17 protein-coding genes and 1 tRNA gene are annotated in these 17627 nt (G+C 69.8%); 8 read left to right on the forward strand and 10 right to left on the reverse strand.

Features of this window, described 5'->3' with window-relative positions; genetic code table 11:
• The first annotated feature begins 118 nt into the window (after nt 1-118).
• The gene (locus ACZ5D2_RS01670) at nt 119-1387 is read left to right on the forward strand and encodes an ATP-binding protein (protein ID WP_468926470.1); all 1269 of its coding nucleotides are present in this window, start codon (nt 119-121) and stop codon (nt 1385-1387) included.
• A 12-nt stretch (nt 1388-1399) separates the two neighbouring features.
• Here ACZ5D2_RS01670 and ACZ5D2_RS01675 read toward each other — a convergent pair whose 3' ends face one another.
• Both ACZ5D2_RS01675 and ACZ5D2_RS01680 read right to left on the reverse strand, forming a co-directional pair.
• Nucleotides 1400-1672, reverse strand: a complete 273-nt coding sequence (locus ACZ5D2_RS01675) for a hypothetical protein (RefSeq protein ID WP_371677766.1) — start codon at nt 1670-1672, stop codon at nt 1400-1402.
• Between the two features lie 119 nt (nt 1673-1791).
• Nucleotides 1792-2364 (reverse strand): DUF5994 family protein, encoded by a 573-nt coding sequence (locus tag ACZ5D2_RS01680; protein WP_371677767.1) that lies wholly within the window; start codon nt 2362-2364, stop codon nt 1792-1794.
• A 225-nt stretch (nt 2365-2589) separates the two neighbouring features.
• On the opposite strand from ACZ5D2_RS01680, the gene ACZ5D2_RS01685 reads away from it, so the two are divergent.
• A complete protein-coding gene (locus tag ACZ5D2_RS01685) occupies nt 2590-3087 on the forward strand; it encodes a DUF5994 family protein (protein ID WP_468926474.1) in 498 nt (165 codons plus the stop codon).
• A 118-nt stretch (nt 3088-3205) separates the two neighbouring features.
• Here ACZ5D2_RS01685 and ACZ5D2_RS01690 read toward each other — a convergent pair whose 3' ends face one another.
• Entirely contained in the window at nt 3206-3412 is a 207-nt protein-coding gene (locus ACZ5D2_RS01690) for a hypothetical protein (RefSeq protein WP_371677769.1), read from the reverse strand.
• 360 nt (nt 3413-3772) lie between these two features.
• On the opposite strand from ACZ5D2_RS01690, the gene ACZ5D2_RS01695 reads away from it, so the two are divergent.
• Nucleotides 3773-4636, forward strand: a complete 864-nt coding sequence (locus ACZ5D2_RS01695) for a helix-turn-helix domain-containing protein (protein WP_371677770.1) — start codon at nt 3773-3775, stop codon at nt 4634-4636.
• A gap of 275 nt (nt 4637-4911) precedes the next feature.
• Here the strand turns inward: ACZ5D2_RS01695 and ACZ5D2_RS01700 are convergent, their stop codons facing one another.
• The 3 genes from ACZ5D2_RS01700 to ACZ5D2_RS01710 all read right to left on the reverse strand — a co-directional run bounded on the left by ACZ5D2_RS01700 (nt 4912) and on the right by ACZ5D2_RS01710 (nt 8500).
• The gene (locus tag ACZ5D2_RS01700) at nt 4912-6573 is read right to left on the reverse strand and encodes an ice-binding family protein (RefSeq protein ID WP_468926477.1); all 1662 of its coding nucleotides are present in this window, start codon (nt 6571-6573) and stop codon (nt 4912-4914) included.
• Nucleotides 6574-7307: 734 nt separating this feature from the next.
• Nucleotides 7308-7838, reverse strand: a complete 531-nt coding sequence (locus ACZ5D2_RS01705; RefSeq protein ID WP_468926480.1) for an anthrone oxygenase family protein — start codon at nt 7836-7838, stop codon at nt 7308-7310.
• Nucleotides 7839-7843: 5 nt separating this feature from the next.
• Nucleotides 7844-8500, reverse strand: coding sequence for a maleylpyruvate isomerase family mycothiol-dependent enzyme (locus tag ACZ5D2_RS01710; RefSeq protein ID WP_371677773.1), 657 nt, complete (start codon nt 8498-8500; stop codon nt 7844-7846).
• Between the two features lie 71 nt (nt 8501-8571).
• Here ACZ5D2_RS01710 and ACZ5D2_RS01715 point away from each other — a divergent pair, with 71 nt between their 5' ends.
• Nucleotides 8572-9510, forward strand: coding sequence for a LysR family transcriptional regulator (locus tag ACZ5D2_RS01715; RefSeq protein WP_468926482.1), 939 nt, complete (start codon nt 8572-8574; stop codon nt 9508-9510).
• 308 nt (nt 9511-9818) lie between these two features.
• Here ACZ5D2_RS01715 and ACZ5D2_RS01720 read toward each other — a convergent pair whose 3' ends face one another.
• Nucleotides 9819-10757, reverse strand: a complete 939-nt coding sequence (locus ACZ5D2_RS01720; RefSeq protein ID WP_371677775.1) for an alpha/beta fold hydrolase — start codon at nt 10755-10757, stop codon at nt 9819-9821.
• 127 nt (nt 10758-10884) lie between these two features.
• Here ACZ5D2_RS01720 and ACZ5D2_RS01725 point away from each other — a divergent pair, with 127 nt between their 5' ends.
• Nucleotides 10885-11517: a TetR/AcrR family transcriptional regulator gene (locus tag ACZ5D2_RS01725; protein ID WP_468926486.1), complete on the forward strand. Its 633-nt coding sequence runs from the start codon at nt 10885-10887 to the stop codon at nt 11515-11517.
• Nucleotides 11518-11617: 100 nt separating this feature from the next.
• Here the strand turns inward: ACZ5D2_RS01725 and ACZ5D2_RS01730 are convergent.
• Nucleotides 11618-11688 (reverse strand) — tRNA-Gly (locus tag ACZ5D2_RS01730).
• A 477-nt stretch (nt 11689-12165) separates the two neighbouring features.
• Here ACZ5D2_RS01730 and dcd point away from each other — a divergent pair.
• On the forward strand, nt 12166-12753 hold the full coding sequence (gene dcd / locus ACZ5D2_RS01735; RefSeq protein WP_371677777.1) for a dCTP deaminase: 588 nt from the start codon (nt 12166-12168) through the stop codon (nt 12751-12753).
• Complete coding sequence (locus tag ACZ5D2_RS01740; protein WP_371677778.1) at nt 12750-13247, forward strand: phosphoribosyltransferase; 498 nt, start codon at nt 12750-12752, stop codon at nt 13245-13247. Before dcd ends, ACZ5D2_RS01740 begins: the two co-directional genes overlap by 4 nt.
• A 56-nt stretch (nt 13248-13303) precedes the next feature.
• On the opposite strand, the gene ACZ5D2_RS01745 is transcribed toward ACZ5D2_RS01740, so the two are convergent.
• Nucleotides 13304-14236, reverse strand: a complete 933-nt coding sequence (locus ACZ5D2_RS01745; RefSeq protein WP_371677779.1) for a Yip1 family protein — start codon at nt 14234-14236, stop codon at nt 13304-13306.
• A gap of 234 nt (nt 14237-14470) precedes the next feature.
• Between ACZ5D2_RS01745 and ACZ5D2_RS01750 the strand changes: the two genes are divergently transcribed.
• Nucleotides 14471-14824: a hypothetical protein gene (locus ACZ5D2_RS01750; protein WP_468926491.1), complete on the forward strand. Its 354-nt coding sequence runs from the start codon at nt 14471-14473 to the stop codon at nt 14822-14824.
• Between the two features lie 64 nt (nt 14825-14888).
• On the opposite strand, the gene ACZ5D2_RS01755 is transcribed toward ACZ5D2_RS01750, so the two are convergent.
• Complete coding sequence (locus ACZ5D2_RS01755; protein WP_468926494.1) at nt 14889-17561, reverse strand: (Fe-S)-binding protein; 2673 nt, start codon at nt 17559-17561, stop codon at nt 14889-14891.
• Nucleotides 17562-17627 lie beyond the last annotated feature (66 nt).

Raw genomic sequence — 17627 nt, forward strand, 5'->3', positions numbered from 1 at the left:
GCGGCATGGCCTCCAGGATGCTCCCCGGCGACCGGGCACGCCACACGGTCCGCCCGGCGTGCGCATCGCGCGCACATCGGCCGATGATGGGAGTACGGCCGAGCACACGGAGCTGACCATGACGGGTTGGCATGTCAGGGACTACACCCCGGACGATCTGGAAGCGGTGATCCGGGTCGACGCGGAGAGCAGTACGGCCGAAGAGCCACCCCTCTTCCCGCTGTCGGACGCGGTGGCGGCCCTCCAGGCCCTCCATCCGGCGGTCGTGGCCACCGCGGACGAGGTGGTGGTCGGCGCCGCGGTGAGCAGGGTGGAGGGCGACCGGTCGTGGATCCTGCGCATCTGCATGGCGCCCGACTGGCGGCACCGGGGGCTGGGCAGCGACCTGATCACGGCCCTGGAGCACCGGCTGTTCGCCGACGGCGTCCGAACGGTGCACGCGGCCCTGCCCGACGGCGAGACCGGTGCCACCGCCCTGCACAACTGCGGCTTCGACGCCCGTCCCGGTCTGGTCCTCTTCGAGAAGCGCGGGCGGGTGACCCCGCAGGCGGTCAGCATGCTCGCGTCGCTGGGAGCGGAGCTGCCGCCCGGGGGGCTCTGGCAGAAGGTCGCGGGCATGCAGAGGGAGAAGGAGCTCATCGAGCGGCGTCTGGTCCTGCCACTGGCCCATCCCGAAATGGCCGCCCGGCACGGAGTGGAGCCGCCGCGGGCGGTGATGCTGTTCGGGCCGCCCGGGACGGGGAAGAGCACGTTCGCGCACGCGATCGCCAGCCGTCTGGGATGGCCGTTCCTCGAACTGTTCCCCGCCCGGCTGGCCGCCGAGTACGGGCTGGCCAGCGGGCTGAACCGGCGCTTCGACGAGATCGCCCGGCTCGACCACGTCCTGGTCTTCATCGACGAGGTCGAGGAGATCGCGGGGACCCGGAGCGGTGCGGACGCGACCGCGGTCGGCGTCGTCAACGAACTGCTCAAGGCGATCGTCCGGTTCCGGGGCCAGGACGGGCGGCTGCTCGTCTGCGCCACGAACGACGTGACCACCCTCGACTCCGCGTTCCTGCGGCACGGCCGGTTCGACTACGTGCTGCCGATCGGCCCGCCCGACGACCGCGCGAGGACCGCCCTGTGGGAGAGCTATCTGGCCCGGGCGGGCGCGCAGGCCGACAGCACGGCGCTGGCGTCCGCCAGCGAGGGGTTCACCCCCGCCGACATCGCCCATGTGGCGCGCACGGTCTCACAGGTCCAGTTCGAGCGCACCTTCGACACCGGGGCCCGGGCCCGCCCCACCACCGAGGACTACCTGCGCACGATCCGCGGGACCAGGCCGACGGTCAGCGCCGCCATGGCCCAGGAGTTCGCCCACCAGACCGAGGAGTTCGCCCGCGTCTAGACCGCCCCTCCGCTAGACCGCCCCTTCCTCCTCGGCTTCCATGTGCCGGATTCCCACGTGGGTGAGGGTGACCATCGCGGGGGTGTTGCCCGGTTCCCAGTCGACGGTGATCAGACCTTCGCCCGCCAGGTAGGTGCAGGCCGCCGCCAGGTCCTGTTCCGGTATGCGGAGGTCGCTCCGCAGCTGCGCTCCGGTGATGCCGAGGAGGCGGTTGCCCTCGACGGCTTCGTACAGGACCCGGAGCACTTGTTCGCGGTAGGTCTTGCGTTCGCGCAGTGTGGCCATGACCGCGTCCTTTCGCGTGCGCCGGCGGTTGCCTGTGCCGTGGGGCCCCGCCCGTCAACCCCGCCCGGAGGAAGGTCCGGAGGAAGGTCGTGCGAGGAGGGCGATGGTCTCCACGGAGCTCACCTCCAGCCGTTCGCGGACAGCGGGAGGGAGCTTCGTCCCATCGCGTCCCCGAACGGGGACATGCAGGCCCCGCCCTCGCCCTCCCAGGTGGCCTCCCGGCGGCCCGCGTCGCGGATGCCGCGTCCGATGACGGTTTCGTTGGCCATCAGCATGCCCGGGGTGAGGACGCTGCCCGGTATCGCCGCGGCGGCCATGAGACGGGCCGCGGCCGCGGGTGCGGTTTCGGGCGGGATGACGAGGAGGTCCCAGCGCCCGACGGTGTAGGAGAGCAGGATCAGCTTGTCGGGGTCCTGTTCGGTGAACCAGCCCACGTGCAGCACTCGCCCGTCCATGGGCACCGTGTGCGGTACGACGGGCCAGCGGGTGGGATTCACGGTGACGCGGGTGACGCGACCCCAGGATTCCTCCAGGGCGGCGGCAAGCGGGGGGAGCTCGGCTTCGAGGTCGCGGGAGTAGGGCCACCAGGCCCCGTCCAGCTGGCCGGCGAGCGTGGTCTTCGGGGTGAGGGACAAGCGGGCCGGGACTGCGGCGAGGTCGCGGGGCGCGGTCCGGTCGAGGGTCGTGGTCATGATGCGGACCTGCCCCCGGACTGCCCGTCGGCAGCCCGGTCTTTAGGCGATCGCCGGAAACGACACCCGCATGAAAGCCGGTGTGCGAGGTACTCCCGGTGTTTTCACCATACGCCCGTTCGGCGGGTTTTGGCCGTTCTGAACAGGTATTTTCCGGTAGGCGGTGGAGTGGGCGGTGGGCGTAGTGTGAAAGGACCACAGGTCCCCGTAGACGGGTGAACCCACATGGCTGACTCAGACGGCCCCCCCACACCCCCGCTGCTCCTGCCGGATGCGATCCACCATGCGATCCGGCCCGGCGCGGCCGTGCTCCGGCTGGAGACCACGCGGTCCCGGGAGGGGCTCCTCGACGGCGCCTGGTGGCCGCGCACCCGCGACATCGGAACCGAGCTGCCGGCGCTGATCAGAGTGCTGACCGGGCATCTCGGCCCGATCACCCGCGTGGGCGTGGACGCCTCCGCCTGGAACGGAGTCCCCACCCGCCTGGTCGTCGACGACCAGGTCGTGCACCTCGACTCCGACCCGGTCGGCGACGACACCGTCCTCGTCACCCGCGGCCACAACGACCACTTCGCCCTGCTGGTGGTTCCCCCGGACACCACCGCCGACGCCGCCCGGGAAGCGATGGCCCGCGCCGTCCGCGCCGACAACATCACGCAGGCCGCCCAGCTCCTCGTCGCCACCACCGAGCCCGGGGACGGCGCCGCCGATACGGCAGGCTGACCCGGAGCCCACGGCGGCCGAGCCGAGGGCGCGGCGCCGCCGTGGGGTCGGGCGGGATGCGACGGGGCCCGGCCGGAGTGGTGCGTACCGGCCGGGCCCCGGGCCTGCGGTGCGCCGGTCAGAGCCCCTCGTCGTGCAGGTCCTCTTCGCGCAGCAGGTCGTCCTCGCGGCGGCGCGAGCCCTTCTTCTGACCGGGCGTCCCTTCCTGTTCACGGGACTGCCTGCCCGGCCGGGGCTGCGCGGGGTCTCCGGGGCGATGGTGCTCCTGAGCCTCGCGGCCCGTGCTCTTGCCCGGCTCCTGACGCTTGTCCTGCGTACCGTCCATGACGGCGCTCCTCTAGATGCGTGGGGGTACGGACTCCTCTCGGATCACGCTGCCACGCACGCCGAAGGTCCGCATGACGGCGACCGCGGAGCGAGGCACTTCACGGCTGCCTCCGGAGCCTGGCATATTGCGCAGAAATCCGTACCGGCTTGTGATTCGGGCGGGAATTCTCTGCGCAATCCGTAATTCACGCGGATGGGGCGCCGATGTGAGGATATTTCGATTCTTGTTATGTGAACCGGAAAATGTGGACGGTTCGGTTGTCGCCGTTCACGACACGGCACAAAAGCGGATCGAGCCGACCGTGCCGTGGCAATCTGCTCGCCTGTGCAAGGTTTTCCGAGCGGAGGTGCGCGTCCTGTGAGTGGCGCTGTCAATCCCACCGTCAGCAGGCGCCGACTGGGGTCGGAGCTACGTCGGCTCCGGGAGATCAGCGGTATGACGACACAGCAGGTGGCGGAACACCTGCTGATCTCCCAGCCCAAGATCAGCCTGCTGGAGAACGGCCGCCGCCTCGCCAAGCCGCGCGATGTGCGCGATCTCTGCGGGTTGTACGGAGTTCAGGATCAGCGGCGCGTCGACCACCTGATGCAGCTGTCCCGGGAGTCGGGTCAGCAGGGCTGGTGGAACTCCTACGGCGACATCCCGTACGGCCCCTACATCGGCCTGGAGGCCGAGGCGGCCTCGATCCGGCTCTACGAGCCGTTGGTGATCCCCGGCCTGCTGCAGACTCCCGCCTATGCCCGGGCGGTCATCGCAGGAACGATCCCTCATGTCACGGCCGAACAGGCCGGCGCACGCCTCCAGGTGCGGCTGCGGCGCCAGGACCGGCTGGGGGCCCCGCGCGACCCGCTGCGTCTATGGGTCGTGCTGGACGAATCGGCGCTGCGGCGCGTCGTGGGCAGCCGCGAGGTCATGCGCAAGCAGCTGGACCGTCTGACCCGTCTCGGTGCCCAGCCGCACATCACCGTGCAGGTTCTCCCCCATGGTGCGGGCGCGCACCCGGGTGTCTCGGGACAGTTCTCGCTGCTGGAGTTCGCCGACGCCGCCGATATGAGCGTGGTGTATCTGGAAAGGTTCACCAGCGACGTTTATCTGGAGAAACGTTCCGATGTTCGGCTCTACCGCGATATGTATGCGCACTTGCAGGCCCGGGCGCTGAGCCCGGACAGCACCCGGCATCTCATCGACGAAGCCATCAAGTCCTACACCGGCGCGGAATGACCCGCCCTTCGCCGACCGGGACCATGACATCGCCGGCCGGCGCGTCCGTGAATCCGAATCGATCACTCGCGAGCACCACTGAGCCCCTGGACGATGTGCCCAGGGGCTCAGCCGCCGAACGGCGGACGTGACGTCCTACGCGCTTGATCGAGCTCCAGCCCCTGCCGCCGATGCGTACGCAGCCATCGGCGACGGGAGGGCGAAGCGTTCGAGGATCGGGCCGAGTGCCCGACACCGATGGGTCAGGGGCGTGAGGCGGTCACGCCTGCGATGGGCTACTCCTGTCGCGTTGTCGTACCTCGCCGCATCCTCCTCCTGGTGAAGACGACCGAGCCTCCGACGAATGCCAGCGCTGCCGCGGAGGCGGCCGTGATGCCGGTCCCGCTGCTTGATCCGGCCCCCGCCGGCTGCTGGCTGGTGGCGGCGCTCACGTGGGCGAAGTTGACGCTCTTGGCCGCGTGGCCGGGACCAGCGTGGCCGGGAGCCTCGGCTTGGCCGTTCGGAAGGAAGTTGGCCCACGGCGGCTTGCCCTCGTCGTGGTCACCCTGACCGTTGTCGCCCTCGCCCTCGTCCTGGTCGTGGTCGTGGTCGCCGTGCTCGTCCTTGCCGTGCTCGTCCTTGCCGTGCTCGTCCTTGTCGTGGTCGTGGTTGCCGTGTTCGTCCTTGTCGTGGCCATGGTGCCCCTTCTCGCCCTTGTCTCCGCGAGGCCCCTTGGGTCCTGCGGGTCCGGTGGGTCCGACAGGTCCTGTGGGTCCTGCGGGTCCGGTCGGGCCGGGGGCACCGGGGGCGCCGGGGCTGCCGGTCGGGCCGGGGGCGCCGGGGCTGCCGGGGGCACCAGGTGCGCCGGGGGCACCGGGGGCGCCGGGGCTGCCGGTCGGGCCGGGGGCGCCGGGGCTGCCGGGGGCACCAGGTGCGCCAGGGGCACCAGGGGCGCCGGGGCTGCCGGTCGGGCCAGGAGCGCCGGTCGGGCCGGGAGCGCCGGGAGCGCCAGGGGCTCCGGGGGCACCAGGGGCGCCGTCGGGACCAGGGGCACCAGGGGCGCCGGGTGCCCCGGGGTTACCAGGTGCGCCGGGTGCGCCAGGGGCGCCGGGGTTACCGGGAGCGCCGGGTGCGCCAGGTGCGCCGGGTGCGCCGGGTGCGCCGGGGGCGCCGGGGCTGCCGGTCGGGCCCGGGGCACCGGTCGGGCCGGGGGCACCGGTCGGGCCGGGGCTGCCGGTCGGGCCGGGGGCACCGGTCGGGCCGGGGCTGCCGGTCGGGCCGGGGCTGCCGGTCGGTCCGGGAGGTCCACTGGGTCCGGGAGGTCCGCTCGGTCCGGGCGGACCAACGGCGCAGTCCGGCCTCGTAATGGTGTTGTTGTCCATCGTGACCGCGCCATTGCGCGCCAGGGCACGGCCCTGGATCACGGCGCTGTTGTTCAGCGTGATGGACTGCAGGGCCAGGATGTTGCCCTTGAACTGGGTGGTCGTGTCGATGGTGGCGGAGCTGCCCACCTGCCAGAACACGTTGCAGGCACTTGCTCCGTTGATGAAGGCCACGACGCTCGCCGGAGCCGTGGTCAGGGTCGAGGGGATCCGGAAGATGAAGACGGAGTTGGGATCGTTCTGGCCGTCGAGTGTGACCGTCCCGGTGAGTTGCACGAACGACGGGGCGGTGTAGACGCCGGGCGCCAGCGTCAGTCCGCCGATCTCGGCCGCAGCGAGCACGGTCCCGGGTCCCCGTCCTGCCGCGTCGTCGTAGGCGACGACGAGGTCGGACTTCGCCTGACCGGCAGCGGCGTTGGGGAACACGCGCTGCACCCCGTTGACGATGCCGGGCGGGAAGCCGGTCACCGATGTGCCCGGATAGAGCCCCAGGTCGCCGTTGATGATGGTGGGGTTCGTGTTGGTGATCGTCGAACCGGCCAGAACCGCGTAACTGGTGGCGGTCCCCAGCCCCACGGTGGATTCCGCGGCGTGAGCGAGGTTCGGGACCAGGGCGGCCGACGCCAGGAGCGCTGCGGGGAGCAGGGCGAAGGCTCCCCGTTTGAGCAGACTGCGTTGAGGGCTTGCGTCGGGTGGAGCCGACCGGATGACATCCAATGCCATAGCAGGACCTTTCTTGTTGCTTCGATCCTCAGTACTCCCCGAGGAGGATTCCGAGCGCCCGCGACGGTGACTGCTCAGGGCCGCAAGCTCCCTGCCTGCGTCGGCGCGCAGGCTCACCCCGAGCGGGGGACGGCAGAGCGACTCCCTGTCAGAGGCAGTGATGCGCCGTCACCCGGCAGTATTGACGCATATTTCACAGCAATAGACGCCAAATCGTAAAAAAGGGTCTGCAAGAGTGACGGAACGTCAGGAAGGCGAAGGTGTCGCACGTCCGTGCGGATCTGTTGCGTGGTCTTGGCCCGTGCTGGCGCCAGATGTGGCCGCAGGCCGACTCGTGAGGGGTGGAGAGGTCCAGGCAACACAAAAGCCCCGGGTCGTTGACCTGGGGCTTTGCAGTGGAGCGGATGACGGGAATCGAACCCGCGCCATAAGCTTGGGAATCTATGGCGCGGAACCTGTTCGTATGGCTCCTGACCTGCGGGAATCGACCCTTCGAAGCGCATTCTGGGGCCTCTTTGCGCTCCGGTTCTGACCGCTGTTGACCGTCCCTCAGGGCACGGTTGGGGCACGTCCCTCATGGCGGTGCCTCACGGAGGCGCAAGGGCGCGGATCGACTGCGGGTTTCCGCCGCCGGCAGGGCCGCTGGCGCCTGGAATTGCTCCCGCAATCGGTTTCAGAGAGAGGGTGATGAGCAGAGCGAACGCAATGAGGGCGGTGAGCGTGCGCAGGTCGTTGAAGAGTTCCCAGCGCCGCAGGATCTCCGCGTGATCGACCGGTGCCGAGGTGAGCGCCCATTCCTTGATCCGGCCGTTGATCGGCACATTGCCGAGCCGGGTTATCAGGAACGAAGCGAGGGTCAGCAGACCTGCCGTACCCGAGATCAGCCGGGCGCGGCCGCGTGTCAGGGTCGCGAGAGCGAGGGAGCTCAGTGTCGACGCGGCCATCGCGGCCTGCATGGTGATGCCGTTCATCTTCATCAGCTCGGCGTGGAACGACAGCCGCATGTCGAGCGGTACTGCGTTGAAGGTGGGGACGAGGTTGGCCGCGCCGTAGCCGAATGCGCCGGCGAGCAGCCCGGTGGCGAGCACGGCGAGCCCCTGGAGGAGTCGGATGCGCATGTCCGTCACGCCACCCGCGCGGCGACGAAGCGGTCACGCGGTTCGCCGCGGAGGTGCCCCGGCGGGAGCCGTCGGCCGTAGGCGAGCAGGAGGAGATCCTGTGCGGCACCGGAAAGTGGCGTTCCAGTACCGAAGGACCAGTCGAGGTCGTCGGCGCGGAGTTCGATGCCGCCCAGGTCGGCTCCGAAGAACGTGAGGGTCCTGGCGTCGACGCACTCCAGGAGGATGCGTACGCGGTCCTCGGGAACCCGGCGGTCGAGGCCCAGCGCGACCGTAATGTCCAGGCCGTGGACCACGTCATGGCCCAAGGCCGCCTCGATCCCGCCGACCGGCGGCTTCCAGGGGTGATCCGCGTTGTCGCCGAGGAATGCGGCGAGCTCGCGTGTCGAATGGGCGGCCGCGTCCTTGTGGGCACAGAGGTCGGTCATCCGGTGGAGGCTGCCTCGCGCCCTGATCAGTTCCCGCGCCATCTTGGGGAGCGAGTACCGGAACCCCATCGTCATGTGGGCCGCGACCTCCCGTACCCGCCAACCCCCGCACAGGCTCGGAGCGTCCCACTCCTCGGCCGACAAGCCGTCGAGCACGGCCGCCAGCTCTCGGCGTTCGGCTGCGATCGCGGCTTTGATGTCTGCCGCTGGTCTCCGGTGCGTCTTGTTCCCCATGACCTCAAGGCTCTCGGCAGCCCCGCCATAAGTCCAAGAGTTTGCATGTCTCACAACTAGAATGATGAGTTATGGACATCCGGCAGCTGCGGTACTTCGTCACGGTCGCGGAGGAAGCCAACTTCACCCGCGCCGCCGCCCGTCTGCACCTGGCGCAGCCGGGTGTGAGCGCCCAAGTCCGCCAGCTCGAAAAGGAACTCGGGCACCCGCTGCTCGACCGCTCCGGCCGGTCGGTGACCCTGACGGAGGTGGGCGAGGCTGTACTGCCGTACGCGCGGGCCGCGCTCTCCGCCGTCGAAGCGGTACGGCAGACCGCTGACGAGTTCACCGGATTGCTACGCGGTCACGTCACCCTCGGCCTCGTCTCGGGCGCAGCCGCGGCAGCCCATGAGTTCGACCTGGCCGCCGTACTGGCAGGCTTCCACGAGGACCACCCCCAGGTCGAGATCGCCCTGACGGAGGACGCCTCGGAGCGGATGCTCACTGCACTGAATCGTGGGGAGCTCGACATCGCCGTGATCGGACTCGCGCACGAGGAACCGCCACCGGGCATCTCCGTCCAGGTCCTGGTCGACGAACCTCTGGTCGCAGCCGTCGCCCCGGACGACCCCGCCCTCACGCCCCCGGACCGCACGAGCATTCCGTTGGCCGAACTCCGCGATCGCCCGCTGATCAGCCTGCCGCGTGGCACGGGTATCCGTGGAGTACTCGACCGTGCGTCGGCGCAGGCCGGGTTCCGGCCCCGTATCGCCTTCGAGGCAGCCGCTCTGCCGTTCCTCGCACAGCTCGCCGCCCGCGGCCTCGGCGTGGCGGTGGTTCCCGCTCTCCCTGTCGGCGCGGCGGCAGCCCTCGGGCTGCGGACGCTGCAGATCACCGAGCCGCCGCTACGCGCCCGGGTCGCTCTGGCCTGGCGGACGGACGGCCCCTCCAGCCCCGCGGCCACCGTCTTCCTGGACCTGCTGCGCACAACCCTCACAGCGCCGGGTGCGGCGTCTCGGAGCCCAACCTGACGCCCCGGTAAGGCACTTATGGCACGTGCGGCACGCGGGCCCAGATAGGTCTAGACAGCAAACAAGCCCCAGGCCGGTGACCTGGGGCTTTGTCATGGAGCGGATGACGGGAATCGAACCCGCGCTATAGGCTTGGGAATCACCCGGTACTTGGGTGTGCATATGCCCGCTGACCTGCGGGGATATTCGCCGGCGGATCCGTCCGGGCTGCTTCCGGCGACCCCGTGTTGACCGCTGTTTACCGCCCCTACTGGCACGTTGTGGCACGGAGTGGGCGCCGCCTACGGCCGCTTCTCCCTGCCGTAGCCCTATGCCTCGACCGCAGCAGGGTCGAGGGAATCGGCGTCCTCCATGAAGGACAGCATCCGGGCGTTGACCACGTCCGGGTGGTCGATCTGCGGTCCGTGGCCGGTCGCGGTGATGATCTCGGCGCGGGCTCCGGGGACGAGGCGCGGTACGCGCTCCAGCTGCCGCTTGGGGTGTACGAGCAGGCTGTGCTTGCCCATGATGACGTAGAGCGGGGTCCGGATGGACCGCAGCGCGTCCTCGGCCAGCGGCAGGGGTGCGGGGCGGCGGATCCGGTACGCGCGGGCGCCGAGGTGGATCCACTTGCGCATCTCGGGGACGGCTATGACCGGCTGGTCCAGCCACTTGGCGAGCCGGGGGCGCAGCGCCTTGGGGGCGAAGGTGGCGAACAGGCTCACGAAGACCCAGGCGAAGAAGCGCAGGCCGACCTTCTCCAGCCCGCCGGGGTCGAGGGCGGTGACGGAGGCGAGCCGTCCGGGTCGGCGGTGGGCCTGGTTGAGCACCAGCCAGCCGCCGTAAGAGGAGCCGACCAGGTGGACCCGGTCGAGGCCGAGGGCGTCGAGGGCCTCGTCCATCCACTGGGCGGCGCGCTCGGGCTGCCACATGGGCTCGCGGTGGACGCTGCGGTTCGCGTCGCCCGGCGTGTCGAGCGCGTAGACGGGGCGGTCGAGGCTGAGACCGGGGGTGTTGGGGTACCACATGGCCGAGCTGTAGCCCGCGCCATGGATCAGGACGATCGGGGTCCGGGACTCGGCGGCGGGGTCCGAAGGCCCGTACCGGTAGACGTGGGTGGTGCCGAAGCTGGTCTCCACATCCGTCTCGGAGCGGACGGGTGCCCCCATCGCGTAGAGCACGTCCGCGGCGGCGAAGTAGCGGTCGCGCAGAGTGTCGTTGATGTAGCGGCCGACATCGCGGCGTACGCGGGCGGTGTTCTCGGGCACGGCGGCACCTCCTGGGAAGATCCGTTCGTCGTGGTACGACTGTACCACCAATGTGGTACGGCGGTATCATGAAGGGGTTCGGGTAGCGGACCGCGAACCCACTATCGACAGGCGGAGACACAGGAACATGCCGAAGCGTGTGGATCACGAGGAGCGGCGCGCCCAGATCGCCGAGGCGCTCATCCAGGTCGCGGGGCGGCGCGGGCTGCATGCGGTCGGCATGCGGGACGTGGCCGCGGAGGCCGGTGTGTCGCTCCGGCTCGTGCAGTACTACTTCGAGACCAAGGAAAAGCTGCTCTTCTACGGCCTCCGACACCTGACCGACCGCTTCACCGCGAGGGTGGGCGCCCGACTGGCCGCTGTCGGCCCGGACCCGGGCCCGCGCGCCACGGTGGAGGCGCTGCTGCTGGCCTCGCTGCCGACCGATGAGGAGAGCCGCACGTTCCACCTGCTGTACAGCTCGTACGCCATTCTGTCTGTGACCGACGAGGCGCTGGCCGCCCAGCCCTTCATCGACAACCCCGACGCCGCGGAGAACGCTCTGACCGGACTTCTCGAACAGGCCCAGGAGGCCGGCCTGGCCGACCCGGACGCCGACGCGCGCACGGAGGCGATCAGTCTGCTCGCGATGGCGGCGACCATGGGTACCAGCATCCTCGTGGGTCAGCGGAGCCCGGAGTCGGCGATCGCGGTGCTCCATCACCACCTGGATCGGATTTTCTCGACCGCCGGGACGTTGGCGAACGGGGGCCCAATCTGACGCGCTGCTGCGGCACTTGTGGCATACGAACGGCGCGTGGGCTCTGAAAGGTCTAGACAACGAAGAAGGCCCAGGTCGCTGACCTGGGCCTTCTTGCAAGAGCGGATGACGGGAATCGAACCCGCGCTATAAGCTTGGGAAGCTCATGTTCTACCATTAAACTACATCCGCACGGCGGTCCAGTTGCCTGGAGCCTTACCGTTGCACACTGTACCCCATGATCGACCTGCGGTGAATTCCCCCGTGGTGCGGCGGTCCCGGAAGTGGTGCAGCAGGGTTCGTGCGTGCGGGAGTTGGGGCGTAGCGTGAGGGGGCGGAGCGGCGGCTGGAGTGGGTCCCGATCATCCCCTAATGTGGCGATTCATCGCAGTACGGCTCGTTGGGGAAAGGGACTCGATGGAGCACACAGTCGTCCGTTGTGCCGAAGGGCATGTTTTCAGTACCGCCTCGTTCCCGTTGCAGCACCTCGGTGCCGGCCGGATCGGTCCCGGGCGGCTGCTGCGCTGTCCGCGGTGCGCGCGGCTGAGGCACGCGGTGCCCGTGGGCGGCGTCAAGCGCTAGGCGGGCGGTCCGGCAGGCCGGGGAAGGCGGGCGCGCGGGCGTCGCTCCGATTGGGGGTGGCCCGCGCGCTCTGCGTATCCTCGGGACGTGCTTCTCTCCGACAAAGACATCCGGGCCGAGATCGACAGCGGACGGGTTCGCATTGACCCGTTCGACGAGTCGATGGTGCAGCCCTCCAGCATCGACGTGCGTCTCGACCGGTTCTTCCGGGTGTTCGAGAACCACCGCTACGCGCACATCGACCCCGCGATCGAGCAGACGGATCTGACCCGGCTGGTCGAGCCCGAAGGGGACGAGGCCTTCATCCTGCATCCGGGCGAGTTCGTGCTCGCCTCGACGTACGAGGTCATCTCGCTGCCCGACGACATCGCCTCCAGACTGGAGGGGAAGTCCAGCCTCGGCCGGCTGGGACTGGTGACGCATTCGACCGCGGGCTTCATCGACCCGGGCTTCTCCGGGCACGTGACGCTGGAGCTGTCGAACCTCGCCACGCTCCCGATCAAGCTCTGGCCGGGCATGAAGATCGGGCAGCTGTGCATGTTCCGTCTCAGCTCGCCCGCGGAGTTCCCGTACGGCAGTGACCGCTACGGGTCCAGGTACCAGGGCCAGCGCGGGCCGACCGCCTCGCGGTCCTTCCAGAACTTCCACCGCACCCAGGTGAGGCACGAGGCATGAGCGCAGTACGGGAGAACCTGACCTACGAGGGGTTCGGCAACGCCGTCCGCGAGCTGGCGCAGACCATCGCCGACGATGGCTACGAGCCGGACATCATCCTCAGCATCGCCCGCGGCGGGGTGTTCGTGGCCGGCGGTCTGGCGTACGCGCTCGACTGCAAGAACATCCACCTCGTGAACGTGGAGTTCTACACGGGCGTGGGTACGACCCTCGAAATGCCGGTCATGCTGGCGCCGGTGCCCGAGGCGATCGACTTCACCGACAAGAAGGTGCTGATCGCCGACGACGTCGCCGACACCGGCAAGACGCTCAAGCTGGTCCACGACTTCTGCCTCGGCCACGTCGCCGAGGTGCGGTCCGCGGTCGTCTACGAGAAGTCGCACTCCCTCGTGAAGTGCGAGTACGTGTGGAAGAAGACCGACGAGTGGATCAACTTCCCGTGGTCGGTCGAGCCGCCCGTGGTCAAGCGCGAGGGCCAGGTCCTCGACGCGTGAACGACGAGAGGGGCCCGGCGCGCAGTGCGCGCCGGGCCCCTCTCGCGTACCCGGGGCTAGAGGGTCCCGAGCTTGATGATCGACAGCAGGGCGACCAGCTGGATGGCGGAGGCGCCGAGCGCCTTCTGCCACGGCAGGTCGTGCGACTTGCTGATCAGTGAGGTGAAGAGGGCGCCGGCGGCCACCCAGGTGGCCCAGCCGAGGATCTGGACGAGCATGTTGTCGCCGCCCAGGAAGATCGCGAACAGCAGGCGCGGCGCGTCCGTGAGGGACATGACCAGCATCGACAGGCCGACCGTCGGCTGCCACGCGCCGTCGCCGCCCAGCTGGCGGGCCAGGGTGTGGGTGACCCCGCCCAGGATCAGCCCGCAGATGACGAAGGCCACGCCGGTGCTGAGGGCGATCGGGACCGCCTGGGTGAGGGTCGCCTTGATCGCGTCCTCACGGGCCTTGTCGAAGCCGAAGACCGCGAGCAGGCCGTAGAGGAAGGTGACGGTCAGCGCCGGGCCCCAGACGGCGTAGTCACGCATCTGGAAGAAGGTCGGCCCCGGGCGCAGGACGATGCCGCGCAGCAGTTCCTTCCACGGCAGCCGCGGTCCGGCGGGCGCGGCCGGGGCGACGCCCGCCTGGTACGTCGCGCCGTTGCCGTACGGGTCCTCGCCGACGGAGAAGGCCTGGGTGTGACCCGGGTCGTTCGCGTACGAGGGCTCGTGCGGGGCCGCGTACTGGCCCTGCGGCGGCTGCTGCGCGTGCTGCGGGCGGCCGTACGGGTCGAAGTACTCGGGCTCGTCGTGGCCCCCTGAGCCGCCGTGCTGCGGCCAGTGCTGCTGCGGGGGCGGGCCGGCGTTCGGGTACGGCTGGTGGCCGTACGGCGGCTGCGGCGCCTGTGGCGCCTGCTGCTGACCGTACGGCTGCTGCCGAGGGGCGTGCGGGGGTTGTTGCGGGGGGCGGTTGTTGTCCCGGCCCCGTCCGATCCTGAATCCAGCCACGTGATCGAAAGTACCTGCTCCGCGCGGCGGCCGTGGCCCGGCCGTCGGAACACGTGGCCTTTGCGGCTGACCTGTGACATCCCCTAGGGGTACCCGGGGTCGGGTGGTTTACATGGCTGCGTCGAGGTCTGCGGGGGTTCGTTACATTGCCTATGGAATGCGTAGATATTGTGCCCGTAGGTTGTGACCGTCGCCGCCACGGAGTCGTGAACGAGCACAGAAAGAGCCCTTGTCATGAGCAGCACCCGCCGCACCGCCCTCCGTACCGCCGCCGCCCTCACCGGGGCCGCCGCCGTCCTGGCGCTGCCCGTGGGATCCGCCTTCGCGGACTCGCCGAGGGTTCCGCCGGTGACGCCACCGGTCGAGGGGGGCGGGCAGCCGGTCGAGATGCCGGTCGCCCCGAAGTCGCCGGTCGTCGCCACGGAGACACAGGTCCGGGTCGTCCCGGGCGGCGTGAAGGCCGGTGCGGCGGCGGTCGACGCGGCTCCGAAGTCCCACACCCCGGTGCTGCTGGCCGCGGGCGGAGGCATGGCCGCGGTGGGCGCGGCCGGGCTGGGCTTCGCGATGCGCGGGCGCGGGCGCGGCTAGTGCGTACACGGCGACGGCCGGTCCCCCTGGTGGGGGACCGGCCGTTCGCGTGCGGTGCCGGGGCCTACTTGGCGCCCGCGGCCCCGTCCTTGACCTCGTCGTCCTTGGCCTCGTCCTTGGCCTCGTCCTTGGCCTCGTCCTTGGCCTCGTCCTTGGCCTCGTCCTCGGGCTTGGACTCGGGCTGGGACTCGTCCTTGGCTGGAGCATCGGCTTCGGTTTCGGCCTGAGCCTCCGCCTTGTCGGCGTCCGCGTCCGCGTCGGCTTCGGCTTCGGCTTCGGCCTTCGTCTCGGGCTCCGCGTCGACGTCAGCTGCCGTCTTCGCCGCGGCGGCCTCGGCCTCCGCTTCGGCCTTCGCCTTGGCGGCGGCTTCCGCGTCGGCCTTGGCCTTCGCTTCCGCTTCGGCCTTCGCCTTGGCGGCGGCTTCCGCGTCGGCCTTGGCCTTCGCTTCCGCCTCGGCCTTCGCCTTGGCGGCGGCGGCCTCCTCCTCGGCCTGCGCGGCGGCGGCGGCCAGTTCGGCCTCCGTCGGCTCCGGGGCCTTGACCGACTCCAGCAGGAGCTGGGCGACGTCGACGACCTGGACGGATTCCTTGGCCTGGCCGTCGTTCTTCTTGCCGTTGACCGAGTCCGTCAGCATGACCAGGCAGAACGGGCACGCGGTGGAGACGATGTCCGGGTTCAGGGACAGGGCCTCGTCGACGCGCTCGTTGTTGATGCGCTTGCCGATGCGCTCTTCCATCCACATCCGCGCGCCGCCCGCGCCGCAGCAGAAGCCCCGCTCCTTGTGGCGGTGCATCTCCTGCTGGCGCAGGCCCGGCACGGCGGACATGATCTCGCGCGGCGGCGTGTAGACCTTGTTGTGCCGGCCCAGGTAGCAGGGGTCGTGGTAGGTGATCAGGCCGTCGACCGGGGTGACCGGCGTGAGGCGGCCCTCGTCGATCAGGTGCTGCAGCAGCTGCGTGTGGTGGATGACCTCGTACTCGCCGCCCAGCTGCGGGTACTCGTTCGCGATGGTGTTGAAGCAGTGCGGGCAGGTCGAGACGATCCGCTTCGCCGACTTCGGCTTACGGGTCGAAGGATCTTCATCGTCTTCACCGAACGCCATGTTCAGCATGGCCACGTTCTCCTGGCCCAGCTGCTGGAACAGCGGCTCGTTGCCCAGGCGGCGCGGCGAGTCACCGGTGCACTTCTCATCGCCGCCCATGATCGCGAACTTGACGCCCGCGATGTTCAGGAGCTCCGCGAAGGCCTTCGTGGTCTTCTTGGCCCGGTCCTCCAGCGCGCCCGCGCAGCCGACCCAGTAGAGGTAGTCGAACTCGGAGAGGTCCTCCGCGTCCTTCCCGATGATCGGGACCTCGAAGTCGACCTCCTTCGTCCACTCCACGCGCTGCTTCTTGGCCAGACCCCAGGGGTTGCCCTTCTTCTCCAGGTTCTTGAGCATCGTGCCCGCCTCCGACGGGAACGCGCTCTCGATCATCACCTGGTAGCGGCGCATGTCGACGATGTGGTCGATGTGCTCGATGTCGACGGGGCACTGTTCCACGCACGCACCGCAGGTGGTGCAGGACCACAGCACGTCCGGGTCGATGACGCCGTTCTCCTCGGCGGTGCCGATGAGGGGGCGCTCGGCCTCGGCCAGGGCGGCGGCGGGGACGTCCTTGAGCTGCTCGGGCGTGGCCTTCTCGTTGCCCTCCATGTCCTTGCCGCCGCCGGCCAGCAGGTACGGGGCCTTGGCGTGCGCGTGGTCGCGCAGGGACATGATCAGGAGCTTCGGGGACAGGGGCTTGCCCGTGTTCCAGGCCGGGCACTGCGACTGGCAGCGGCCGCACTCGGTGCAGGTGGAGAAGTCGAGGATGCCCTTCCAGGAGAACTGCTCGACCTGGGAGACGCCGAAGACGTCGTCCTCGCCCGGCTCCTCGAAGTCGATCTCCTTGCCGCCGCTCGTCATCGGCTGGAGCGCGCCGAGCGCGGTGGCGCCGTCGGCGTTGCGCTTGAACCAGATGTTCGGGAAGGCGAGGAAGCGGTGCCAGGCGACACCCATGTTGGTGTTGAGGCCGACCGTGATCGCCCAGCCCATGGTGGTGCCGAGCTTGATCATGGCGGTCAGGTAGATCAGGTTCTGCAGGGCGGCGTAGCTGAGCCCGTTGAACGCGGCGACCAGCGGGTACGAGGCCCAGTACGCGGCTTCGTAGTGGTCGACGCCGTGGATGGCGCCTTCCAGGCCGCGCAGGGTCATGATCGCCAGGCCGATGGTGAGGATGACGTACTCGACGAAGTACGCCTGCCCGGCCTTGGAGCCCGCGAAGCGCGACTTGCGGCCCGCCCGGGAGGGCAGGTTCGCGAGCCGGATCCCGATCAGGGTCACGATGCCGAGGGTCGTGAACAGCGCGATGAACTCGGTGTAGAGCTCGTACGGGAGCCAGCCACCGATGATCGGCAGCACCCAGTCGGCCTTGAAGAGCTGGCCGTACGCCGTCACGATCGTCAGGCCGAGGGTCAGGAAGCCCACGGCGACGAACCAGTGCGCGACGCCGATGACGCCCCAGCGGTTCATCCTGGTGTGGCCGACGAACTCCTTGGCGAGCGTGATGCTCCGGGCCGTCGGGTCGTCGGTGCGGCTGCCCGAGGGCACCGGCTGGCCGAGCTTGACGAAGCGGTAGATCTGCGCGACGGCTCGGGAGATGAGCGCAACGCCGACCACGGTCAGTACCAGCGACACGATGATCGCGGCGAGTTGCATGGGAGGGCTCCTCGGGCGGGACTTACTAAGCGGTAACTTATTGAGTCAAGGCTTGAGGTTACCCAG

The organism is Streptomyces sp. NPDC031479, assembly GCF_055581065.1.